Origin of the sequence: Pseudomonas sp. TTU2014-080ASC, assembly GCF_001446935.1 — a bacterium.
GTDB lineage: Bacteria > Pseudomonadota > Gammaproteobacteria > Pseudomonadales > Pseudomonadaceae > Aquipseudomonas.
Genome location: NZ_LKKK01000014.1, coordinates 210,646 through 231,134, shown reverse-complemented (window position 1 = coordinate 231,134; position 20,489 = coordinate 210,646). Strand labels below are relative to the sequence as shown.

At 56.4% G+C, this 20,489-nt stretch carries 18 protein-coding genes, 3 rRNA genes and 1 other RNA gene; 11 read left to right on the top strand and 11 right to left on the bottom strand.

Going from position 1 to position 20,489, the window contains the following annotated elements; translation table 11 throughout:
• The 3 genes from AO726_RS18765 to rrf (AO726_RS18755) all read left to right on the top strand — a co-directional run.
• A 23S ribosomal RNA gene (locus tag AO726_RS18765) occupies window positions 1–121 on the top strand; the annotation flags it as partial.
• A gap of 129 nt (window positions 122–250) precedes the next feature.
• Window positions 251–366, top strand: a 5S ribosomal RNA gene (gene rrf / locus AO726_RS18760).
• 112 nt (window positions 367–478) lie between these two features.
• Window positions 479–594: ribosomal RNA gene (gene rrf, locus AO726_RS18755) — 5S ribosomal RNA — on the top strand.
• Between the two features lie 86 nt (window positions 595–680).
• Here rrf (AO726_RS18755) and AO726_RS18750 read toward each other — a convergent pair.
• Window positions 681–959: an HU family DNA-binding protein gene (locus AO726_RS18750; protein WP_058069628.1), complete on the bottom strand. Its 279-nt coding sequence runs from the start codon at window positions 957–959 to the stop codon at window positions 681–683.
• Window positions 960–1,145: 186 nt separating this feature from the next.
• Here AO726_RS18750 and AO726_RS18745 point away from each other — a divergent pair, with 186 nt between their 5' ends.
• The 4 genes from AO726_RS18745 (at window position 1,146) to AO726_RS18735 (ending at window position 4,878) form a co-directional block, all read left to right on the top strand.
• A complete protein-coding gene (locus tag AO726_RS18745) occupies window positions 1,146–2,792 on the top strand; it encodes a methyl-accepting chemotaxis protein (RefSeq protein ID WP_058069627.1) in 1,647 nt (548 codons plus the stop codon).
• A 100-nt stretch (window positions 2,793–2,892) separates the two neighbouring features.
• An RNA gene (ffs, locus tag AO726_RS21060) (signal recognition particle sRNA small type) lies at window positions 2,893–2,989 on the top strand.
• A 271-nt stretch (window positions 2,990–3,260) separates the two neighbouring features.
• Window positions 3,261–4,091, top strand: coding sequence for an undecaprenyl-diphosphate phosphatase (locus tag AO726_RS18740; RefSeq protein ID WP_058069626.1), 831 nt, complete (start codon window positions 3,261–3,263; stop codon window positions 4,089–4,091).
• 85 nt (window positions 4,092–4,176) lie between these two features.
• The gene (locus AO726_RS18735) at window positions 4,177–4,878 is read left to right on the top strand and encodes a cold shock and DUF1294 domain-containing protein (protein ID WP_058069625.1); all 702 of its coding nucleotides are present in this window, start codon (window positions 4,177–4,179) and stop codon (window positions 4,876–4,878) included.
• Here the strand turns inward: AO726_RS18735 and AO726_RS18730 are convergent.
• Window positions 4,862–5,779, bottom strand: a complete 918-nt coding sequence (locus AO726_RS18730) for a LysR substrate-binding domain-containing protein (protein ID WP_058069624.1) — start codon at window positions 5,777–5,779, stop codon at window positions 4,862–4,864. The genes AO726_RS18735 and AO726_RS18730 overlap by 17 nt on opposite strands.
• 121 nt (window positions 5,780–5,900) lie before the next feature.
• Here AO726_RS18730 and AO726_RS18725 point away from each other — a divergent pair, with 121 nt between their 5' ends.
• Entirely contained in the window at window positions 5,901–6,503 is a 603-nt protein-coding gene (locus tag AO726_RS18725) for an FMN-dependent NADH-azoreductase (protein ID WP_058069623.1), read from the top strand.
• A gap of 63 nt (window positions 6,504–6,566) precedes the next feature.
• On the opposite strand, the gene AO726_RS18720 is transcribed toward AO726_RS18725, so the two are convergent.
• From AO726_RS18720 to AO726_RS18705, 4 genes are all read right to left on the bottom strand, one after another.
• Complete coding sequence (locus tag AO726_RS18720) at window positions 6,567–8,156, bottom strand: ABC-F family ATPase (protein ID WP_058069622.1); 1,590 nt, start codon at window positions 8,154–8,156, stop codon at window positions 6,567–6,569.
• A 271-nt stretch (window positions 8,157–8,427) separates the two neighbouring features.
• On the bottom strand, window positions 8,428–8,775 hold the full coding sequence (locus AO726_RS18715) for an MmcQ/YjbR family DNA-binding protein (protein WP_058069621.1): 348 nt from the start codon (window positions 8,773–8,775) through the stop codon (window positions 8,428–8,430).
• Between the two features lie 50 nt (window positions 8,776–8,825).
• On the bottom strand, window positions 8,826–9,932 hold the full coding sequence (locus AO726_RS18710) for a D-alanine--D-alanine ligase family protein (RefSeq protein WP_058069620.1): 1,107 nt from the start codon (window positions 9,930–9,932) through the stop codon (window positions 8,826–8,828).
• 32 nt (window positions 9,933–9,964) lie between these two features.
• A complete protein-coding gene (locus tag AO726_RS18705; protein ID WP_058069619.1) occupies window positions 9,965–10,243 on the bottom strand; it encodes a peptidylprolyl isomerase in 279 nt (92 codons plus the stop codon).
• Between the two features lie 144 nt (window positions 10,244–10,387).
• On the opposite strand from AO726_RS18705, the gene AO726_RS18700 reads away from it, so the two are divergent.
• Window positions 10,388–11,599, top strand: a complete 1,212-nt coding sequence (locus AO726_RS18700; protein ID WP_177330569.1) for a PilT/PilU family type 4a pilus ATPase — start codon at window positions 10,388–10,390, stop codon at window positions 11,597–11,599.
• A gap of 3 nt (window positions 11,600–11,602) precedes the next feature.
• On the opposite strand, the gene AO726_RS18695 is transcribed toward AO726_RS18700, so the two are convergent.
• Entirely contained in the window at window positions 11,603–12,328 is a 726-nt protein-coding gene (locus tag AO726_RS18695) for a substrate-binding periplasmic protein (RefSeq protein ID WP_058069618.1), read from the bottom strand.
• Between the two features lie 206 nt (window positions 12,329–12,534).
• Here AO726_RS18695 and AO726_RS18690 point away from each other — a divergent pair, with 206 nt between their 5' ends.
• Complete coding sequence (locus tag AO726_RS18690) at window positions 12,535–13,755, top strand: putative DNA modification/repair radical SAM protein (protein ID WP_058069617.1); 1,221 nt, start codon at window positions 12,535–12,537, stop codon at window positions 13,753–13,755.
• Entirely contained in the window at window positions 13,746–14,588 is an 843-nt protein-coding gene (locus tag AO726_RS18685) for a TIGR03915 family putative DNA repair protein (RefSeq protein ID WP_058069616.1), read from the top strand. Before AO726_RS18690 ends, AO726_RS18685 begins: the two co-directional genes overlap by 10 nt.
• A 3-nt stretch (window positions 14,589–14,591) precedes the next feature.
• On the opposite strand, the gene AO726_RS18680 is transcribed toward AO726_RS18685, so the two are convergent.
• The 4 genes from AO726_RS18680 to AO726_RS18665 all read right to left on the bottom strand — a co-directional run bounded on the left by AO726_RS18680 (window position 14,592) and on the right by AO726_RS18665 (window position 20,483).
• Complete coding sequence (locus AO726_RS18680) at window positions 14,592–16,547, bottom strand: acetoacetate--CoA ligase (RefSeq protein ID WP_058069615.1); 1,956 nt, start codon at window positions 16,545–16,547, stop codon at window positions 14,592–14,594.
• 194 nt (window positions 16,548–16,741) lie between these two features.
• Complete coding sequence (locus tag AO726_RS18675; RefSeq protein WP_058069614.1) at window positions 16,742–17,644, bottom strand: hydroxymethylglutaryl-CoA lyase; 903 nt, start codon at window positions 17,642–17,644, stop codon at window positions 16,742–16,744.
• 77 nt (window positions 17,645–17,721) lie between these two features.
• Window positions 17,722–19,686 (bottom strand): acetyl/propionyl/methylcrotonyl-CoA carboxylase subunit alpha, encoded by a 1,965-nt coding sequence (locus AO726_RS18670; RefSeq protein ID WP_058069613.1) that lies wholly within the window; start codon window positions 19,684–19,686, stop codon window positions 17,722–17,724.
• Window positions 19,683–20,483, bottom strand: coding sequence for a gamma-carboxygeranoyl-CoA hydratase (locus AO726_RS18665; RefSeq protein ID WP_058069612.1), 801 nt, complete (start codon window positions 20,481–20,483; stop codon window positions 19,683–19,685). The genes AO726_RS18670 and AO726_RS18665 overlap by 4 nt, the downstream gene beginning before the upstream one ends.
• Window positions 20,484–20,489 lie beyond the last annotated feature (6 nt).

Genomic DNA, 20,489 nt, shown 5'->3' with positions numbered 1-20,489 from the left:
TCTCACTGGAGCCTTGAGCTCCCTAAAGGGCCGTCGAAGACTACGACGTTGATAGGCTGGGTGTGTAAGCGTTGTGAGGCGTTGAGCTAACCAGTACTAATTGCCCGTGAGGCTTGACCATATAACACCCAAACAATTTGTGGTGTCAGACCGTTGAAGTCGACAACAATCCGAAAATTTGCAGCAACTACAAAGCAATCACATACCCAATTCGGGATAACGCCTTAACCGCGATATCCCAGCTGAATCGCTTGACGACCATAGAGCATTGGAACCACCTGATCCCATCCCGAACTCAGTAGTGAAACGATGCATCGCCGATGGTAGTGTGGAGTTTCTCCATGTGAGAGTAGGTCATCGTCAAGCACCTATACCGAAACCCCTGATCAGCCAGCTGATCAGGGGTTTTACTTTAAGTAGAAGCAGTTACAGTTATAGATATCGAAGTGTTGCTATAAGCAGCATTTCAACCGAATTGCTTGACGACCATAGAGCATTGGAACCACCTGATCCCATCCCGAACTCAGTAGTGAAACGATGCATCGCCGATGGTAGTGTGGAGTTTCTCCATGTGAGAGTAGGTCATCGTCAAGCACCTATACCAAAAGCCCGATCAGGTATCTGATCGGGTTTTTTATTTTGTTCAGAAAAAACATCAAGTTCGTAGTGGATGCTAAATATTAGTTAACAGCATCATTCAATGACTTGGCCGGCACAAATTTGATAACTTTTTTCGCTGCGATGGTAATAGCTTGGCCTGTCTGAGGGTTACGGCCTGCACGCTCGGGCCGCGCTGAGACCTTCAGTTTGCCAATGCCCGGAAGGGTAATTTCATCTCCATTTTCAAGTGCATCTGCAACGATCTCGCTCAGTTGTTCCAAGGCTGCGCGAACAGTCGTTTTGGGGCTGTCGATGGCTTCTGCGATATCGCCAATCAACTGATCTTTTGTAATTGCCATGAGGATTCCTTATCGAAGTTTATTAAGGCTGTGATTCTGCAATTTTATAAGGGGTGAGTCCCCGGCTAATCACCATTTTGTTGATTTAACGCTATAGAGATCGCGATTTCTGCCGTAACTATTATGTGGGGAATTTGTGTATGCTCGATTAGCGTAGTGCCATTTGGCCATTAACTGGGGGTTGTGATGATAAAGATGTTCTCCGATCTGAGTTTCAGATGGAAGATTGCATTGCCCATTATGCTGTTAGCGGTGTTATTTGTTGCTATGGGGCTTGTAGCGATGCGTGGCATCAATCAGGTCGCAGGCTCCAGTACGGTTCTGGCCAGCCGCTACTTACCCGGTATTAGCGTGTTGTTGAACGCAGACCGTGACCTTTACCAGGCCTTTGTCGCTGAGCGAAGTTTGTTGCTGGTCAGAGGTGGCGGTGGCGGTGGCGAGCGCGGCGCAGTGCTGAAGTCCGAGCATACCGAGAATCTCCAGCAGGCTTACGATCGTATTCACAAGTTTGCAGCCATGCAGCCAGGCAATGAGGCGCTTAAGCTGGTTGAGGCGTTTGATGCCAGCTTTGAACGCTGGAAAGCCACTTCTCTTGAAGTGTTGCGACTTGCACCCACAGACCTAATCGCTGCACGTGAACTGAGTTTCACCCAGAGTGAAGAGCAATTTCAGGCAACGCGGGACATCATTGATCAGCTGGGGGAAATGGAGGACTCTTCTGCCGACCAAGAAGGTCGCAGTGCTATCGCTTTGGGAGAGTCTGTGTCCTGGCAGCAGGGGCTGATGATTCTGATTGGTCTTGGGATTTGCCTATTACTGGTGATCGGTGTGCCGCTACTGGTGACGGGACCGCTGAACCGCTTACTGGAGCGTATTTCTCAGATTGCCGATGGTGACGGTGATTTGCGTACACGCCTTGATGTCGCTTCCGATGATGAATTGGGGCGTGTCAGTTTTGCCTTCAACCGTTTTCTCGACACACTGCAGCCGCTGATCAAAGAGGTCGGACGGGTGACCGGTGAAGTCGAAGTGTCCGCTAAGCAACTTGCGGATATGGCAGCCGAAAATGATCGTCTGATCAGTCGTGAACACGCGGCAGTGGATCAGGTCAGCACTGCGGCAACTGAGATGAGCTCTGCTGTACATGAAGTCGCGCGTAATGCGCAATCGGCAGCAGACGCAGCGCGCAACGCAGAGGATCAGTCACGTAATGGTGCGCAAGTGGTGGGGGCAACCATCTCCACGATCCGTCAATTGGCTCAAGAGGTTGAAGAGGCTTCACTCAAAATTCAGGCGTTGGAGCAGGAGGCCGCGAGTATTGATGCGGTACTTGCTGTTATTCGGGGCATTGCTGAGCAGACCAACTTGCTTGCACTGAACGCGGCAATTGAAGCGGCGCGAGCAGGTGAGCAGGGACGCGGGTTTGCTGTGGTAGCCGATGAGGTGCGGGCACTGGCTGCACGTACGCAGGACTCAACAAAAGACATTCAACAGATGATTGAGCGTCTGCAGTCGGGCGTGCAGGATGCAGTGAAGGCCACGCATGCTGGCAGCGCTAAAGCGCGGCAGAGTGTTGAACAGGCTGCTGGGGTTGATGTTGCTCTGGCTGAAACCGGTGATTCGGTTCAGCGCATTAATGATATGACCGCACAGATTGCGACAGCTTGTGAAGAGCAGAGCAGTGTGACCGAGGAGATTGCGCGAAACATCAGCGATATTCGGGACCTGTCCAATGAGGCGTTGCACACATCAGAACGCAGCGCGCAAGCTAGCAGACACTTGTCTGACCTATCGCGAGACTTGTCCGGTCTGGTTTCACGCTTCAGGGTCTGACCGCGCTATTTTGCGTCTAAGTGCTTGAAACGGTTGTAAGTTCAGATCAAGCCGGTACAATGGCGCGGCTCACTTACAGTGAGTCGCGTTATGGTGGCCCTGCCGGTCCCCTCGCATTGATCAGCCGTGAACCCGGTCAGGCCCGGAAGGGAGCAGCCGTAGCGGTGACATCGAGTGCCGGGGTGTGGCTGGCGGGGTCACCTCCATAACCTAAAGAGCTGCAACGGCTCGTAATCTCCTTGTCATCCTTCCCCTTATTCCTTTTATTCAAGCCCCTTTAGTCTCTGCATGGCTCGATTAATGCCGTGTTCAGGTGATCTCATACCGACGCTTGAAACGATCTCTGGTAGGATTTCACGCCCGGGTTGCCGTGATGTTTACTGCGGTGGAAGTTGTCGGGCTGATCATTAAGGATTTACTTTCAACTGTGTGAGGTCGCGCCGGTCAGAGCGCGTATTGGGGAGTGTGATGGATTATTGGGGCGCGTTTCAGGCCTTTATTCTGGGTGTAGTAGAGGGACTTACCGAGTTTTTGCCCATTTCGAGCACCGGGCATCAGATCATCGTTGCGGATTTGATTGGCTTTGGCGGTGAGCGGGCAATTGCGTTCAACATCATCATTCAGCTGGCGGCGATTCTGGCAGTGGTTTGGGAGTATCGGCGGAAAATTCTAGATGTGGTCGTAGGTCTTCCAACTCAGCCATCAGCTCAGCGTTTTACCGCCAATCTGATCCTGGCCTTCTTACCGGCTGCGGTTTTGGGCGTGATTTTCGCTGACCAGATTCATGAGTACCTGTTTAACCCAATCACGGTAGCGATTGCGTTAGTTGTCGGTGGTGTGATCATGTTGTGGGCGGAGCGCCGTAGTCATAATGTACATGCTGAAACTGTTGACGATATGACGTGGAAAGACGCGCTTAAAGTCGGTTTTGCTCAGTGTCTGGCGATGATCCCCGGAACTTCTCGCTCAGGTGCAACGATCATCGGTGGGCTTTTCTTTGGCCTGTCACGTAAGGCTGCTACCGAGTTTTCATTTTTCCTTGCAATGCCGACTATGGTCGGTGCTGCGGTTTATTCCGGCTGGAAGTACCGCGAGTTGTTTGTCATGAGTGACTTGCCGGTGTTTGCCGTCGGCTTTGTTACCTCGTTTATCTTTGCGATGATCGCTGTGCGTGCCTTGCTCAAATTCATTGCCAACCACAGTTATGCAGTGTTTGCATGGTACCGGATCGGCTTTGGCTTGCTGATACTGGCGACCTGGCAGCTCAGCTGGATTGACTGGAGCACTGCGCAGGGCTGATATCCGCTTAAGTTGTGACGACGGCAGGCATTACGCCTGCCGTATTTATTTGTGCGAAAGGTTGTTTGCAGCCGGGAGAGATAGGATGGAGTGTCGCGGTGTGCTACGTAGCTGGGATGACGATAAGGGTTTTGGCTTTATCCGGCCAGATGACGCCGCTGCGGATGTCTTTATGCATATCTCGGCGCTGCGTGGGGATCGTCGGTTGCTGAAGGGGGATCAGGTGATCTACGTGCTGGGACAGGACGAACGCGGACGTTTACGTGCTGAGCATGTGCGTTTAGCTGACCAGCTCAGCATTGATCGCCCGTCGGTACGGCGTAAGGCTAAAACTGGGCAGCGTGAGCCTGCTAAGTGGGTTACACCGCGAGTGGTATCAGAGCAGGGCGGTATCCGCAATCTGTCTGTCAAACTTTGGGTACTGTTGAGCCTTTGTTGCGTGCCGCTATGGGGCGCTTATCAGCTGTTTGCTGACAAAGGCATTATTTGGGCGTTGTTAGCCTATCTACTGATGAGTCTCATCAGCTTTGGTTTGTACTGGCATGACAAAAAACAGGCGCGCCAGGGGCAATGGCGTACGCATGAGAGCACCTTGCATGCAGTTGACTTGGCCGGTGGATGGCCTGGCGCGTTGGTTGCTCAGCAGGCATTCCGCCATAAGACCCGCAAGCTTTCATTCCAGTTAGTGTTTTGGCTAATCATCAGCGCTCACCAAGTGTTCTGGATCGACTGGCTCATATTCGATGGCAAGTGGGTGGGCGATATTCTGCTCAAGTTGATTCGTTAAACGGGCCTAAGGTGTTGTAACCCTGGGCGTATGAGTCAATCAGGTGATCGATCCACGCACGCACCGCTGGCAGCATGCCGCGTCGGTGGGTATAGACGGCCTGTAAATTACCAGATGGCAAAAACCAATCAGGCGCTAAGTGGACCAGGCGCCCATCGTTCAGCTCCTTCAGGCACCAGCCGGCGGGCAGCATGGTGAAACCCAGCGCATCCAGAGCTGCCTGCTTTCGGATGTTGAAGTCTTCGGTGGCCAAACGGGCTTCGAACTCACCGGCGTACTGCTCGCCGGAGTCATTCTGAAACAGCAGGTGGATTTTCTTATCGGTGCGCTGTGATCCAAGTGCAGGCAGGCTATGCAGATCCTGTGGCGTCTTTAACTGGGCACCTTTTAGTAGTGCCGGAGCAGCGACGATAAATTCCAGTGCGGGCTGTAGGCGGCGGCAAATGAGACCAGGCTCTTCATCATCACTGGAGCGGATGCGCAGGGCGACATCGATGCCTTCATTGAGCAGGTCAATACGTCGGTTGGTTTGCACCAGTTCCAGCTGAACCTTTGGGTATTGGGCAAGAAAGCGGCTGATGACCTCCGAGAGAGGGATGCCGCTAGGCGAACTAACGCGTAAACGTCCAGCCGGCTCAGTGGTGAGGCTGGCGACCGCCTCTTCAGCACGCTCAGCTTCAAGCAACATGGCCTGACAATGCAGCAGATAGCGTTTACCCACCTCAGTGAGGGCAAGCATACGGGTTGTTCGCGAGAGCAGGCGAACGTCGAGACGTTTCTCCAGTTCTGCCACGCGCCGGGACAGGCGTGATTTGGGAATGCCTAGCACGCGTTCAGCTGCGGCAAATCCGCCACATTCGACTACTTTGGCAAAGTAAAATAGGTCATTAAGGTCGTTCATGGCGGCATTGTTCTATTGGTGGAACAGTGTATTGCAGTTTAACCGGCTAATTCATCTGAAAGTCAGGCAGTAAGATTTCTTCAACCTGATTTCTTCACTTGATTCGAACCCGGAGCCTTATATGAAACTCTTGCACATTGATTCCAGCATCCTTGGTGATAACTCTGCTTCACGTCAGTTGAGCCGGGCGGTGGTCGACGCTTGGGTGGCTGCCCAGCCTGCGATCGAGGTGACCTACCGTGATCTGGCTGCAGAGCCAATCAGCCATTTTTCTGCCTTGACCCTGGCTGCGGGTGCCACTGCACCGGAGGAGCGCAACGAGGTGTTGAAGTACGAAGCTGAGATTTCAGAAACCACCATGAAGGAGTTTCTGGAGGCTGATGCTGTCGTGATTGGTGCGCCGATGTACAACTTCAGTATTTCCTCTCAACTGAAGGCTTGGTTTGATCGTCTGGCTGTAGCAGGCAAAACCTTTGCCTACACTGAAAATGGCCCCAAAGGATTGGCTGGCGGTAAGAAAGTGATTATCGCAACCTCTGCAGGCGGTCAGCATGCCGGACAGCCTAGCGGCTACGCCCATGAAGAGTACGTAAAGCTGATGTTGGCATTCTTCGGTATTACTGATGTGCAAGTGGTGCGTGCTGAGGGGCTGGCATTTGGCGCTGACGCCCGGGCTGCTTCGATCAACGCCGCTCAACAGCAGATTTCCACGCTGTTCCGTTAATCAACGGATTAATTGGCGCTAATAAAAAACCGGCCCTCAGGCCGGTTTTTTATTAGGTGTTGATCAGACAATGATGCCCTGGCTACGCAGGTAATCGTCGTAGGTGCCGGTGAAGTCGCTGACTCCGTTCTCGGACAGCTCGATGATGCGGGTGGCGAGGGAGCCGACAAACTCGCGGTCATGGCTGACGAAGATCAGCGTGCCCGGATAGTTTTCCAACGCCAGGTTGAGGGCTTCGATGGATTCCATATCCAAGTGGTTGGTCGGTTCGTCCATCACCAGCACGTTGGGCTTCTGCAGGATCAGCTTACCGAACAGCATACGGCCCTGCTCACCGCCAGAGATAACTTTGACCGACTTCTGAATGTCGTCGCTGGAGAACAGCATACGGCCAAGGGTGCCGCGTACCAGTTGCTCGCCGCCCTGAGTCCACTGGCCCATCCAGTCAAACAGGTTGCAGTCATCTTCAAAGTCATGGGCGTGATCTTGTGCGTAGTAGCCCACTTCAGCGCTGTCGGTCCATTTAACGGTGCCGCTGTCCGGTTGCAGGTCGTTTACCAGAGTGCGTAACAGGGTGGTTTTTCCGATACCGTTAGGACCGATGATGGCAACGCGTTCGCCGGCCTCAACGGTGAAACTAAAGTCCTTGAAAAGTACTTTGTCTTCAAAACCTTTACTAAGGTGCTCAACGGTTACAGCCTGACGGTGCAGTTTTTTAGCCTGCTCGAAACGGATGAACGGGCTGACACGGCTCGACGGTTTGACTTCAGCCAGTTGGATTTTATCGATCTGCTTGGCGCGAGAAGTCGCCTGTTTGGCTTTAGAGGCGTTGGCCGAGAAGCGGCTGACGAAGCTTTGCAGTTCGGCAATCTGTGCCTTCTTCTTAGCGTTGTCTGACAGCAGGCGCTCGCGGGCCTGAGTTGCAGCGGTCATGTACTCATCATAGTTGCCGGGGAACAGGCGCAGCTCGCCGTAATCCAGGTCAGCCATGTGGGTGCACACACTGTTTAGGAAGTGACGGTCGTGGGAAATGATGATCATGGTGCTGTTACGCGCCGTGAGGATGTTTTCCAGCCAGCGGATGGTGTTGATGTCCAGGTGGTTGGTCGGTTCGTCGAGCAGCAGCACGTCTGGATCGGAGAACAGCGCTTGTGCCAGCAAGACGCGCAGCTTCCAGCCCGGAGCTACTTCGCTCATTGGGCCAAAGTGTTGCTCAAGTGGAATACCCAGGCCGAGCAGTAACTCGCCGGCGCGGGACTCTGCGGTGTAGCCATCCATTTCAGCGAACTCGGTCTCCAGCTCGGCTACCGCCATACCCTCTTCTTCGCTCATTTCCGCCAGGGAATAGATGCGATCGCGCTCGGCTTTGACCTTCCACAGCTCTTCATGACCCATGATCACGGTGTCAATCACGCTGAAGTTTTCGTAGGCAAATTGATCCTGACGCAGCTTACCTAACCGTACATTCGGCTCAAGCATGACTTGCCCAGCCGACGGTTCCAGGTCGCCGCCGAGGATTTTCATAAAGGTGGACTTACCACAGCCGTTTGCCCCGATCAGACCGTAACGGTTGCCGTTACCAAACTTGACGGAGACGTTTTCGAACAGGGGCTTGGGCCCGAATTGCATGGTGATGTTAGCGGTGGAGATCAAAGCCTTTATTCCTCGGGGGCTTGCAGCAAGGTAAAGCTGGGGCAAGGCTGACGACTTAACAGTCGGCCCTGTATTTGGCCCAGTTATATAAGAGTTAGCCAGCGTGCGTAGAAAGGCAGTAGCTGAACCTGAGGTCCGGCTACTTAACTAGGTGTGTGGAGCCAGCCAGACATGAAGGTTATTGTCTCATAGCTGGGGAGGCAGCGGTATGGCGAGCAGCGTGGGTTCGCTTTCCGAGGATTGGGTGCGCCGCTTAACGTATGTAAGCGTTCTACAGCAGCAGGCCAATCTGCTGCCGTTTGGGCAACTTGCCTACTACCAGTTGATGAGAACGGCTGAGTAGTTCCGTCAGCTCTGTGGCCGAAGCAGCATAGGGTTCCGTCAGGCTGATCCAGTAGGCCCGAGCCAAGTATGGTGCAGGGTGAATGCCAGGACGATCGCAGTAGCCGAGAAACAGCGACTGATCCACCTTGAATCCGAGCGTCGGAGTGCCGTTGATGTGTTGAACGGCAAACATTTTGTTGCCTGCAATCGAGAACACCCGCGCGCCACCCCATTTAATGTCCTCTCGAGCACCAGGAAGGCTCAGGCAGAACTCGCGTACTTGCTCGGCATTCATCCTTCACCTCCTGGTGTATCCCGGCTTTGGGTTAAGCCGGGCTGATGGATTTAACGGGCGCGGGACAGCGGATCAAGCGCCAGCTCGATCAGCTCAGTGACTAGTTCGGTGTAGCTCAGACCGCTGGCTTCCCAGAGCTTCGGGTACATCGAAATCGGGGTGAAACCGGGCATGGTGTTAACCTCGTTGACGATCGCGCCATCCTCCGTGAGGAAGAAGTCGACCCTGGCCAGCCCTGCGCAACCGGTGGCTTCAAAGGCCCTGATTGCCGTCTCTTGCAGGCATTCAAGTTGGCTGTTGCTGACCTTGGCAGGTAGCTCCAGCGTGACGCCTTCGGCACCCAGGTATTTTGCATCAAAATCGTAAAAATCGCGGCCACTGCAGATGATCTCGCCGACTACGGAGGACGTGCGCGGGCTGCCGCCGGAGCGGCCACCCAGCACGGCGATCTCAACTTCACGACCTTTAACACCGGACTCGATCAGCACCACATCATCGAACTTGAATGCTTCGGCCAGCGCATCAGGCAGTGTCGATGCATCGGCCACACGGCTGACCCCAATACTGGAGCCGGAACGGGCCGGTTTGATGTACAGCGGGTAGCTCAGGTCAGTGTCTAACCGTGCGATCAGCGTCGGGTCGCGTTGCAGTTGAGCGCGGGTGAGCGTGCGCCCCGGAGCGACACGTAGGCCGGCAGCTGCCAGCACGGCTTTGGTGAAATGTTTGTCCATGCACAGTGCAGAGGAGAGCACCCCGTTACCCACGAAAGGTATCGAGAGCAGTTGCAGCATGCCTTGTAGCGTACCGTCCTCACCAAATGGGCCGTGTAGTAACGGGAAGGCCAGGTCGACCGTGCCTAGTGCCTGCAGCTGACCATCGGCGGTGGTTACGCTGATCTCGCGGGACTGAGCAGACTCCGGCCAGTGAAAGCGGCTGCCGTTATCGACAACCTCTGGCAGTGCCCCGGCAATCAGCGCGTAATTCATGTCCTCTTCGGCCACCAGTACCATGTGGCCTGTCTGGGTGATGCCGACCGGGATGACATCGAAGCGCTCGCGATCAATGGCTTTAAGCACTTCTTTGGCCGTAACACAGCTGATGGCGTGCTCGCTTGAGCGTCCACCGTGCAAGAGTACGACACGGATTTTCGTAGACATCCTATGTTTCCTGAATGGCTTAATCAGTAGTGTCAGTCGCGGTAAAAAACCTGGACAAGATGGTAGCCGAATTGGCTTTTGACCGGGCCGTGAACCTCCCGCAGTGGCTTCTTGAAGATGACCTGATCAATAGCGCGCACCATCTGTCCGGGGCGGACCTCACCGAGGTCACCGCCTTTTTTGCCAGAGGGGCAGGTCGAGAATTTACGGGCCAGAGCATCGAATGCCTCACCGGCGGCAATACGCTTCTTTAGAGCGGCTGCTTCAGCTTCGGTCTTGACCAATATATGGCGGGCCATTGCCTTTGGCATGACAGGCTCCTCGTTTTAAATGGGAATATTGTGCCACTATCGGATATGTTTTATTCCGCACAGTGAACCACTTCAACGTTACTGCTGCGGGCTAGCTTCTGCACCAAGCGAAAATAATAAATCCACTCTGCCGGATGCTTTGTTATGGATCTCAACGCCATGCTCAAAATCCTGTCCACTCAGGACGGGTCTGATCTGTACCTATCCACGGGAGCACCTCCCTGCGCCAAGTTCAACGGGGTGCTCAAAGCGCTTAGCGCAGAGCCGCTGAAGTCGGGTGAGGTTGCGGCCATTGCCGATTCGGTCATGGACAGCGCCCAGCGAGAGGAATTTGAGCGAGAGTTAGAGATGAACCTGGCCATCTCCATTCCCAGCGTTGGCCGATTCCGTATCAACATCTTCAAACAGCGCAACGAAGTCTCCATTGTCGCACGGAACATCAAAATGGAGATTCCTCGTTTTGAGGATCTGAAGCTGCCAGAAGTATTGCTGAAAACGGTAATGGAAAAACGTGGCCTTGTGCTGTTTGTTGGTGGTACTGGCTCGGGTAAGTCGACCTCGCTGGCTGCGCTGATTGACTACCGTAACCGCAACAGCGGCGGGCACATCATCACCATTGAGGATCCGGTTGAGTACGTACACCGGCATAAGAAGTCCATTATCAACCAACGTGAAGTTGGCGTGGACACCCGTAGCTTCCATGCTGCGCTGAAAAATACCCTGCGCCAGGCTCCAGATGTGATTCTGATCGGCGAGATTCGCGACCGCGAAACTATGGAACATGCCCTGGCGTTTGCCGATACCGGCCATTTAGCCATCTCTACGCTGCATGCCAACAACGCCAACCAAGCGTTGGACCGCATTATCAACTTTTTCCCTGAAGACCGCCGGCCGCAGCTGCTCAATGACTTGGGTAACAACCTCAAGGCCTTTATTTCTCAGCGTCTGGTCAAAACTGTGGATGGTAAACGCCGTGCGGCGGTTGAAGTTCTGCTGGGCACGCCGACTGTGCGCGATTTGATCAAGCGCAGCGAACTCTCCGAGATCAAGGAAATCATGGAGAAGTCTCGCAACCTGGGCATGCAGACCTTCGATCAGGCTTTGATTTCTCTGGTGCACGAAGGAGCAATCACTGAAGAAGAGGCGGTTAAAAACGCTGACTCGGCCAACAACGTGCGCCTGCAACTGAAGCTGCATCGGGATAATCGTCCGGCTGCGGCCAGTGCTGAGGCATCAACCGCTGAAGCGCCAGATGCTCCGGTTGCTCCGGCCAAACCCGAATGGGGGTTGGAGCTGCGTCTGGAGGATATTGAAGACGATCAGCAGGCTGACGATCCCGGCCGTATCGGTATCTGAGGCTTAGGGCTCGGGAAGATAGACGCGTTTAACATCCTCCAGCGTTCCTTTCTTATGAAGCCCTTCGATGGCCTGTTTCAAACGCTGCACCAGTTTTGGATTGCAGTCTTTGGAGCAGGCCAGGTAAATATCCGAAGCATTCAGAACTGGGCTGCGCTGCAGCCTGGGGCCGTCTTCAGGCCATAGAAAAAGGGCTTCGGGAATTCCGGTGTACCAAGCATCGACTCGTCCGAGCTTGAGCATATTGATGGGAATTTCTCCGAGCTTGATGCTGACAATCTGGTCCGGGGGAATACCTGCTTGTAACAGTGTTGTTTCCTGGGGGGTGCCAAGACCGACTGCGATTCGGTTGTAGCGTTTGCGCGCATCTTCAAAGCTGCTAACTGGCGGTCCGAGGGAGAAGAAGGCCCGTTCCAGCGACATGATGGGGGCAATCCAGGTGTACTGGTCTTCGCGTTCAGGTGTGCGTGAGAGCGGGGTGATCAGCAGGTCTTTACCTGCTGACACGTTCAGCTGAGCCCGGGCCCAGGGCATTTTTACCAGTGTGGCGATTAAGCCAGCGTCAATGATGGCCTTCAGCGCCATATCGCCCACAATGCCGTGACCGTTGTGATACTGCTGAAAGGTCAGAGGTGGTGCCTCGGGAATATAGAGCTCGACATGATCGGCAGCATGAACGGATGCGACAAAGCTCGCAGCGATAAATACGCTGCATCGCGACAGTCCCATTTGGCGTCCTCCATTTATTTATTTTGTAAGTGTAGGAGTGACTGATTGGCTTGCCATCTAAATGGCATCACGGTGTTTAGCATCTGTATTTCTCCTCTGCAAATCAAATCCAAATTGGCCTTACGGTTGGCGCACACTGATATCTGGTACTTGAGTGAGGGAAAAATTCCAAATACTGTATGGATAATCAGTAGTGTTGGTGCCTCATGCAACTTATCGCCAAACTTGGCATCCTTGCCGATGCCGCTAAATACGATGCTTCCTGTGCCAGTAGTGGCAGCCAGTCGCGCAGTTCCAAAGGTAAAGATGGCTTGGGCGCGACCAATGGCATGGGCATATGCCATAGCTTCACTCCAGATGGACGCTGTGTGTCCTTGCTCAAAGTGCTGCTGACCAACTTCTGCCTTTACGACTGCCAGTATTGTGTCAACCGCCGCTCCAGTAATGTCCCTCGCGCGCGCTTCAGTCCGGAGGAGGTGGTGCGCCTGACCCTGGATTTTTACCGCCGTAACTGCATCAGCGGGTTATTTCTGAGCTCAGGGATTATCCGTTCGGCGGACTACACCATGGAGCAGATCATCCGCGTGGCGCGGTTGCTACGTGAGGAGCACAACTTCCGTGGCTACATTCATCTAAAGACGATTCCTGATGCTGATCCGTTGTTGATCGAAGAGGCGGGCAGGCTGGCGGATCGCCTTAGTGTGAATATCGAGCTGCCTAGTGAGTCGGGCCTGAAACGGCTGGCACCGGAGAAAAAGGTGGTCAGTATTCGTCAGGCCATGGGCACGATCTATCAGGGGCAGCAGGCGGTGGCCGGAGAGGTTAAGGCACCACGTTTTGCCCCGGCCGGGCAGAGCACGCAGATGATTGTTGGTGCAGACGGTTCGGATGATCGCACCATCTTGCGTAACGCGGAGTCGCTGTATAACGGCTATGGCCTGCGCCGCGTGTATTACTCGGCGTTCAGCCCGATTCCGGATAGCCCTAACACAGTGCCCTTGGCCGCTCCTCCGTTACTGCGCGAGCATCGCTTGTATCAGGCTGATTTTCTGTTGCGTGGTTATGGTTACAAAGCTGGCGAGCTGGTGACTGAGAACAACCATCTGGCACTGGACATCGATCCCAAACTGGCCTGGGCGCTGGCCAATCGTGAGCAGTTTCCGGTTGATCTGAATCGCGCGGAACCGGCCGTAATGGCGCGGATTCCTGGTATCGGTTTGCGCTCAGTGAAACGCCTGGTGGAGCTGCGTCGTGAACGGCGAATTCGCTATGACGACCTGATCCACCTGCGCTGTGTGCTGGACAAGGCCCGGCCCTTTATCGTCACCAGTGATTACAGGCCGCCTACCGGTGAAGTTTCCAGCCATCTGTTGCGGGCGCAGCTGCGTGATCCGCAAGCGCCGGAGCAAATGGGGTTGTGGGGATGATCGAGCTGGATTGCGATGACACGTTTGAGTTGTGGCGTGATCAGGCCCGCAGCCTGCTCAGCCATGGTATTGATCCGTCTCAGGTGACCTGGTCGCAAGGCTTGATCAACGACCTTTTGGCGGTGCCCGGTACGCTACCAAAGGGGCGTGGGCCATACCGCACACAGGTTCCGGCACAGTTGATCAGCTTGCTGGAAACCGCCGCCCGCTATCGCGGGGAGCAGCGCTGGAGTTTGTTGTATGAGGTGCTTTGGCGCGTCGCGCATGGTGACAGGACTGCCATGCTGCCGGGTGACAGCCTGGGTTCCGAATTGCACCGGCGAATCAAACAGGTGCGCCGCGAAGCCCATCACTTGCATGCGTATGTGCGCTTTACACCACTGCCTGCGGATCTGGCCGATCGGCTGCAGCTTGATCTGGTCGCCTATTACGAGCCAGCTCACGATATTTTGCAGGAAGCCTGCGAGCACTTTGCTGGGCGGTTGGGTAAGCAGCGCTGGCTGATTGCGACGCACCGCGACGGCGTCCGCTACGACGGCCAGTTCGATTACCGTCGCCAGTGCCCTAATGAATGGCGCGAGTGGGCGAAAAATGCAGATGATCCCGGTGCCGAACTGTGGCGCACCTATTACCGGCATATCTTCAACCCGGCTCGCCTTAATCCGACAGTGATGCGCCAGCATATGCCGGGGCGCTTTTGGCAGCACCTGACTGAAGGTGACCTGATTCCGCAGTTGGTTGGTCTGGCCCGTCAGGGTAAACAGCGCGACGGTCAGGCGCTGGAGGTGGCGGCGCAGGCCGGTAAGAGCCTGCGCGTTAAGCCTCAGCCGTAACGGTCAGTCCTGCAGCTCGGGCAAGCCGCGGAACAGCTCAAGTGCCTGCGGATTGGCCAGCGCATCGGTGTTCTTCACCGGCTGGCCGTGCACCACATTACGCACGGCTATTTCGACGATCTTTCCGCTGATGGTGCGCGGAATATCCGCCACCTGCACTATTTTGGCCGGAACATGGCGCGGCGTGGTGTTGGCACGGATGACGCTGCGGATTTGATCGCGCAGGGCATCGTCTAGCTGCAAACCGTCACGCAGGCGCACGAACAATACGACACGTACATCGCCTTGCCAGTCCTGACCGATGGCGATGGATTCCAGCACCTGCTCAACTTTCTCCACCTGCCGGTAGATTTCCGCGGTGCCGATACGCACGCCGCCGGGGTTGAGCACGGCATCTGAACGGCCGTGGATGATCAGGCCGCCGTTGCCGGTGATTTCTGCGTAATCACCATGGGCCCAGACGCCGGGGAAGTTTTCGAAGTAGGCGGCGCGGAATTTTTCGCCATTGGCGTCATTCCAGAAGCCCACCGGCATGCTGGTGAAATGCCGGGCGCAGACCAGCTCACCTTTCTCGCCCAGCACCGACTGACCGCCTTCATTCCACACTTGTACGTCCATGCCCAGGCCTTTGCATTGCAGCTCGCCGGTATAGACCGGAAGAACCGGGTTGCCCAGGGCGAAGCAGGAAACGATATCAGTGCCACCGGAAATGGAGGACAGGCACAGGTCGGCTTTGATATCGCGGTACACGTATTCAAAACTCTCGTGGGCCAGCGGTGAGCCGGTGCTGAGAATTGCTTTAAGGCTGCTCAGATCGTGGGATTTGCGGGGCTTGGCTCCGGCTTTCTCCAGCGCGGCAATAAACTTGGCGCTGGTGCCGAAGATGCTGATCCGTTCGCTGTCGATCAGATCAATCAGACGGGTTGGTTCAGGGTGGAACGGAGAGCCGTCGAACAGCACCAGCGTAGCCCCCAGCGATAAGCCGGAGACCAGCCAGTTCCACATCATCCAGCCACAAGTGGTGTAGTAGAACAGGGTGTCGTCAGCAGTCAGGTCGGTGTGCAGCCCCAATTCCTTAACGTGTTGCAGCAAGGTGCCGCCGGTGCCGTGGACGATGCACTTGGGTACGCCAGTGGTGCCGCTGGAATACAGGATGTACAGCGGATGGGCGAACGGTACCGGGGTGAACTCCGGCTCGCCGCCGGGCTGGTAGAAGTCGGCCCAGAGGCTGACGTTGGCGCTGCTGGTGAAATCTTCGGCGCGGGCGTGGGTGTTGAAGTAGGGCACCACAATCAGCTGTTGCAGGCTGGGCATGCGCTCAAGGATTTCGTTGAGCTTGGCCGTGGTATCCAGATTCTTCCCGGCATAGCGGTAGCCCGCTGTGGCAATCAGCACCTTGGGTTCAATCTGACCAAAGCGGTCGATCACGCCTTGGGTGCCGAAGTCTGGCGAGCAGCTCGACCAAGTGGCACCGAGGCTGGTAGTGGCAAGCATGCCGACCAGGGTTTGCCATGTATTAGGCATAAACGCAGCCACCCGATCACCGATGCCAACACCTGCTGCTTGCAGGCTGCGTTGCAGGCCAGCGACGTGGCGAGCCAGTTCGGCGTAGGTGAGTTGCTCGCGGCTGCCATCCTCAGCAATCGCAACGATGGCGGTGTGATCATCGCGTCGGCGCAACAGGTGTTCGGCAAAGTTTAGGGTAGCGCCGGGAAACCAGCTGGCGCTGGGCATCTGGCTGCCTTCCCGAAGAACTCGGTTGGGCTGCGCAGCAAAGCGAATCTGGAAGAAGTCGACAACCGCCTGCCAGAAGGCTTCACGCTGTTCGACGCTCCACTGGTGCAGGGCAGGGTAATCAGCCAATTGTAGCGTGTGGCGTTGATTGACGAACAGGCGAAAGCGATCCATTTGCGTGGCGGCAATGCGCTCGGCGGAAGGCGTCCAGAGGGGCTGTTGCATGTCGCATCCTCAAATTCTTGTTATGGCGTTTGGCTGCGCAGCCTAGCGTTTAGTTTCGTCGTCCTGACAGCCCGTTTTGCTGGGCTTACAAGAGGTGTTGCGAACTCTGTGTAGCAACCGCGCTCCAATGATCAGGCCTGGCTGGCAGAACCTGATCGCAGCGGTTTACGGCCTGTCAGGCTGTCGTTACAGCGTTAGGCGCTGGCCAGCTTGGCCTTAGCAACCCGTGAACCATTGACCTTGCCCAACACGTCGCAAATACGGCTGCCAGCCTGGATCAGAAGGTCCAGATTGATCCCGGTGTGGATGCCCAGACCGTTAAGCAGATAAACCACGTCTTCGCTGGCGACGTTGCCGCTGGCCCCTTTGGCGTACGGGCAGCCGCCCAAACCGGCGACGGAGCTGTCGAACACACTGATGCCTTCGAGCAGGCTGGCGTAGATATTGGCGGTGGCCTGGCCGTAGGTGTCGTGAAAGTGTCCGGCGAGCTTGTCCCGTGGAATGTCACGGCCCACCACATCAAACAGGGTGCGGGTTGCGCCTGCCGTGCCGGTGCCGATGGTGTCGCCGAGGGAGACTTCATAGCAGCCCATGGCGAACAGCTCGCGGGAGATCGCGGCAACCTGTTCCGGTGCTACGTCGCCGTCGTACGGGCAGCCCAGTACGCAGGAGACATAACCGCGCACGCGAATACCGTGTTGCTTGGCAGCGTACATTACCGGCACAAAGCGTTGCAGGCTTTCGCTGATGGAGCAGTTGATGTTCTTCTGCGAGAAGGCTTCGGAGGCAGCGGCAAATACCGCGACTTCTTTCACGCCTGCGGCCAGTGCATCTTCAAAACCTTTGAGGTTTGGGGCGAGGGCGGCGTAGGTGACGCCAGCTTTTTGCTGGATTTGCGCGAACACGTCGGCAGAACCGGCCATTTGCGGCACCCACTTTGGCGAGACGAAACTGCCGACTTCCACGTAGCTCAGGCCTGCGGCGGTCAGGTCATCGACCAGGCGCACCTTGTCGGCGACGCTGATGGGCTGTTTCTCGTTCTGCAAACCGTCGCGGGGGCCGACTTCGACCAGGCGGACTTGTTTGGGTAGGGACATCTGGTTTCTCCGTGGGCAGGCAGTGTTCAACCTGCCGTTTTGTGGTGGATAACGCTGCGCGCTTATCCACCCTACAGTCAGACTGATTCGGTTTCGGCCAATTCTACGAGTACGGTGCCTTCGCTGACCATTTCTCCTTCGCTGCAATACAGCGCGCTGACGGTGCCGGCCTGCGGGGCGCGGATGCTGTGTTCCATTTTCATGGCTTCCAACACTACTAATGCTGTACCGGCTTCCACCTGCTGGCCGGGCTCCACCAACACGCGGACGATACTGCCGTTCATGGGCGCAGTAAGGCCGCCTTGTTGTTGATGGCTGGCCTCGGCTTCGGCAATCGGGTCAACCGCCTGCACGCTGTGCAGCTCGCCGGCGTATTGCAAAAACAGCGTGTCGCCCCGGCGGATGGCCAGATGCTGCTGGCGCAGGCCGTTGTGATCGACCTGCAGCTGTTCGCCATTGAGCTGAATGGTGCTTGGCGCGGTATGGCGCAAACGTACGACCTGACGCTGGCCTTGGGCGCTCAGATGCAGATCGGTTTCGGCTGGCAGGCCTAAACGCAGGCCGCTGTGCTGGCTCCAAGGTGAATTGGCATCATCTGCACGCACGGTGTTGGGAGTGCTTTGGCGCATGGCTTCGGCTGCGAGTTGCCAGAACTCATCGCTCAGCTCAGCAACCGGCGGCAGCAGTTGCTCGTGGTGACGGGCAATAAAACCGGTATCCAACTCCGCACCAGCAAAAGCCGGATGAGCCAGTACGCGCTGCAGGAACGCCAGGTTGGTTTTCACGCCACCAACACAGGTTTCCTTAAGCATGGCCAGCAGGCGCAGGCGCGCTTCCTCACGGTTGGTGCCCCAGGCGATCAGCTTGCCCAGCATCGGGTCGTAGAAGGGCGAGACCTCATCACCTTCAGCCACACCGGAGTCAACGCGGCGTCCGGGGCCAGCCTTGGCTTCGCGGTACAGCGCAAGGGTGCCGGTGGCGGGGAGAAAGTCGTTGTCCGGGTCTTCCGCATACAGGCGCACTTCAATGGCGTGGCCGTTAAGCGGTACTTGGTCTTGCGTGATGGGCAGCGCCTCGCCACGGGCGATTTGAATCTGCCAGGCGACCAGATCAAGTCCTGTGATCAGCTCGGTCACCGGGTGCTCAACCTGCAAGCGGGTATTCATCTCCATAAAGAAGAATTCGCCGCGTGAATCCAGCAAGAACTCAACCGTACCAGCGCCGACATAGCCGATGGCTTGCGCGGCTTTAACCGCCGCTTCGCCCATAGCGCGGCGCAGTTCAGGCGACAGGCCCGGCGCCGGGGCTTCTTCCACCACCTTTTGGTGGCGGCGCTGGATCGAGCAGTCACGCTCGTTCAGGTACAGGCAGTTACCGTGGCTGTCGGCGAATACCTGAATCTCCACGTGGCGGGGCTTGAGTACGTACTTTTCCACCAGCATGCGCGAGTCACCGAACGAGGACTGCGCTTCACGCTGGGCACTGGCCAGCGCTTCCGCCAGCTCGCTTTCCTGCTCGACGACCTTCATGCCTTTACCACCGCCACCTGCAGCGGCTTTAAGCAGCACTGGGTAACCGATGCGAGCGGCAGCGGCGCGGAAGGTTTCCACGTCCTGCGCTTCGCCGTGGTAGCCCGGAACCAGCGGCACACCGGCTTCTTCCATCAGGGCTTTGGCGGCAGATTTACTGCCCATGGCGTCAATAGCGCTGGCGGGTGGACCAAGGAAGATTAGGCCAGCCTGTTCAATGGCGCGGGCAAAACCGGCGTTTTCCGAGAGAAAGCCGTAACCAGGGTGAATTGCCTGCGCGCCGCTGGCTTTGGCCGCTGCGATTAGTTTGTCCACCAGCAGGTAGCTTTCAGCCGCTTTGGCACCGCCTAAGTTGATCGCCACGTCGGCTTCACGCACATGGCGGGCACCTTGGTCGATGGCGCTGTGTACGGCCACGGTGCGCAGGCCCATGGCGGAGGCGGTACGCATCACGCGGCAGGCAATTTCTCCGCGGTTGGCGACCAGCAGGGTATCGATGTGCTTCAGGCTCATGCGGACGGCTCCTGCCAGCTGGGTTTGCGTTTATCGAGGAAGGAACGCAGGCCTTCCTGACCTTCAGGGCTTACGCGGATGCGGGCAATGGCGTTCTCGGTGTAGCGTCGCAGCGCCGGTGGCAGGGTGCCGCTGGTGACTTCGCGGATCAGGTCTTTGGTCACCTGCATGCCTTGTGGGCTGTTGAGCAGCAGGTTGCTGATCCAGTCTTCGGCGGCTTGATCCAACTGATCTGCCGCGTAGCATTCGTCGACCAAGCCCAGCTCAAAGGCGCGCACGCCGTTAAAGCGCTCGGCGGTCATGGCATAGCGGCGGGCGGCACGTTCGCCCATGGCCTTGACCACAAACGGGCTGATCACGGCAGGCGCCAGGCCGATGCGCACTTCAGACAGGCACAGTTGTGCATCTTGCGCGGCAATGGCCATGTCGCAGCAACTGATCAGGCCCAGTGCGCCGCCAAAGGCCGCGCCTTGCACCACAGCCAGTGTCGGCAGTTTGAGCTGGTAGAGGTTGTACATCAGCTCCGCCAGCTCGCGGGAGTCGTTGAGGTTGGCGTTGTAATCCAGCGTCGCAGCGTGCTGCATCCATGCCAGATCGGCACCGGCGCTGAAGTGTTTGCCACGGCCGCGCAGGAGCAGAAAGCGCAGGCTTTTATCCGCAGCGATTTCGTCAATGGCGAGGATCAGCTCGCGGATCATCTCGGCATTAAAGGCGTTGTTCTTCTCCGCACGGTTAAGCCACAGGGTGGCGAAACCGCGCGGGTCTTTTTCCAGTTGTACAGTCGTGAAGTCAGTCATGGTCTG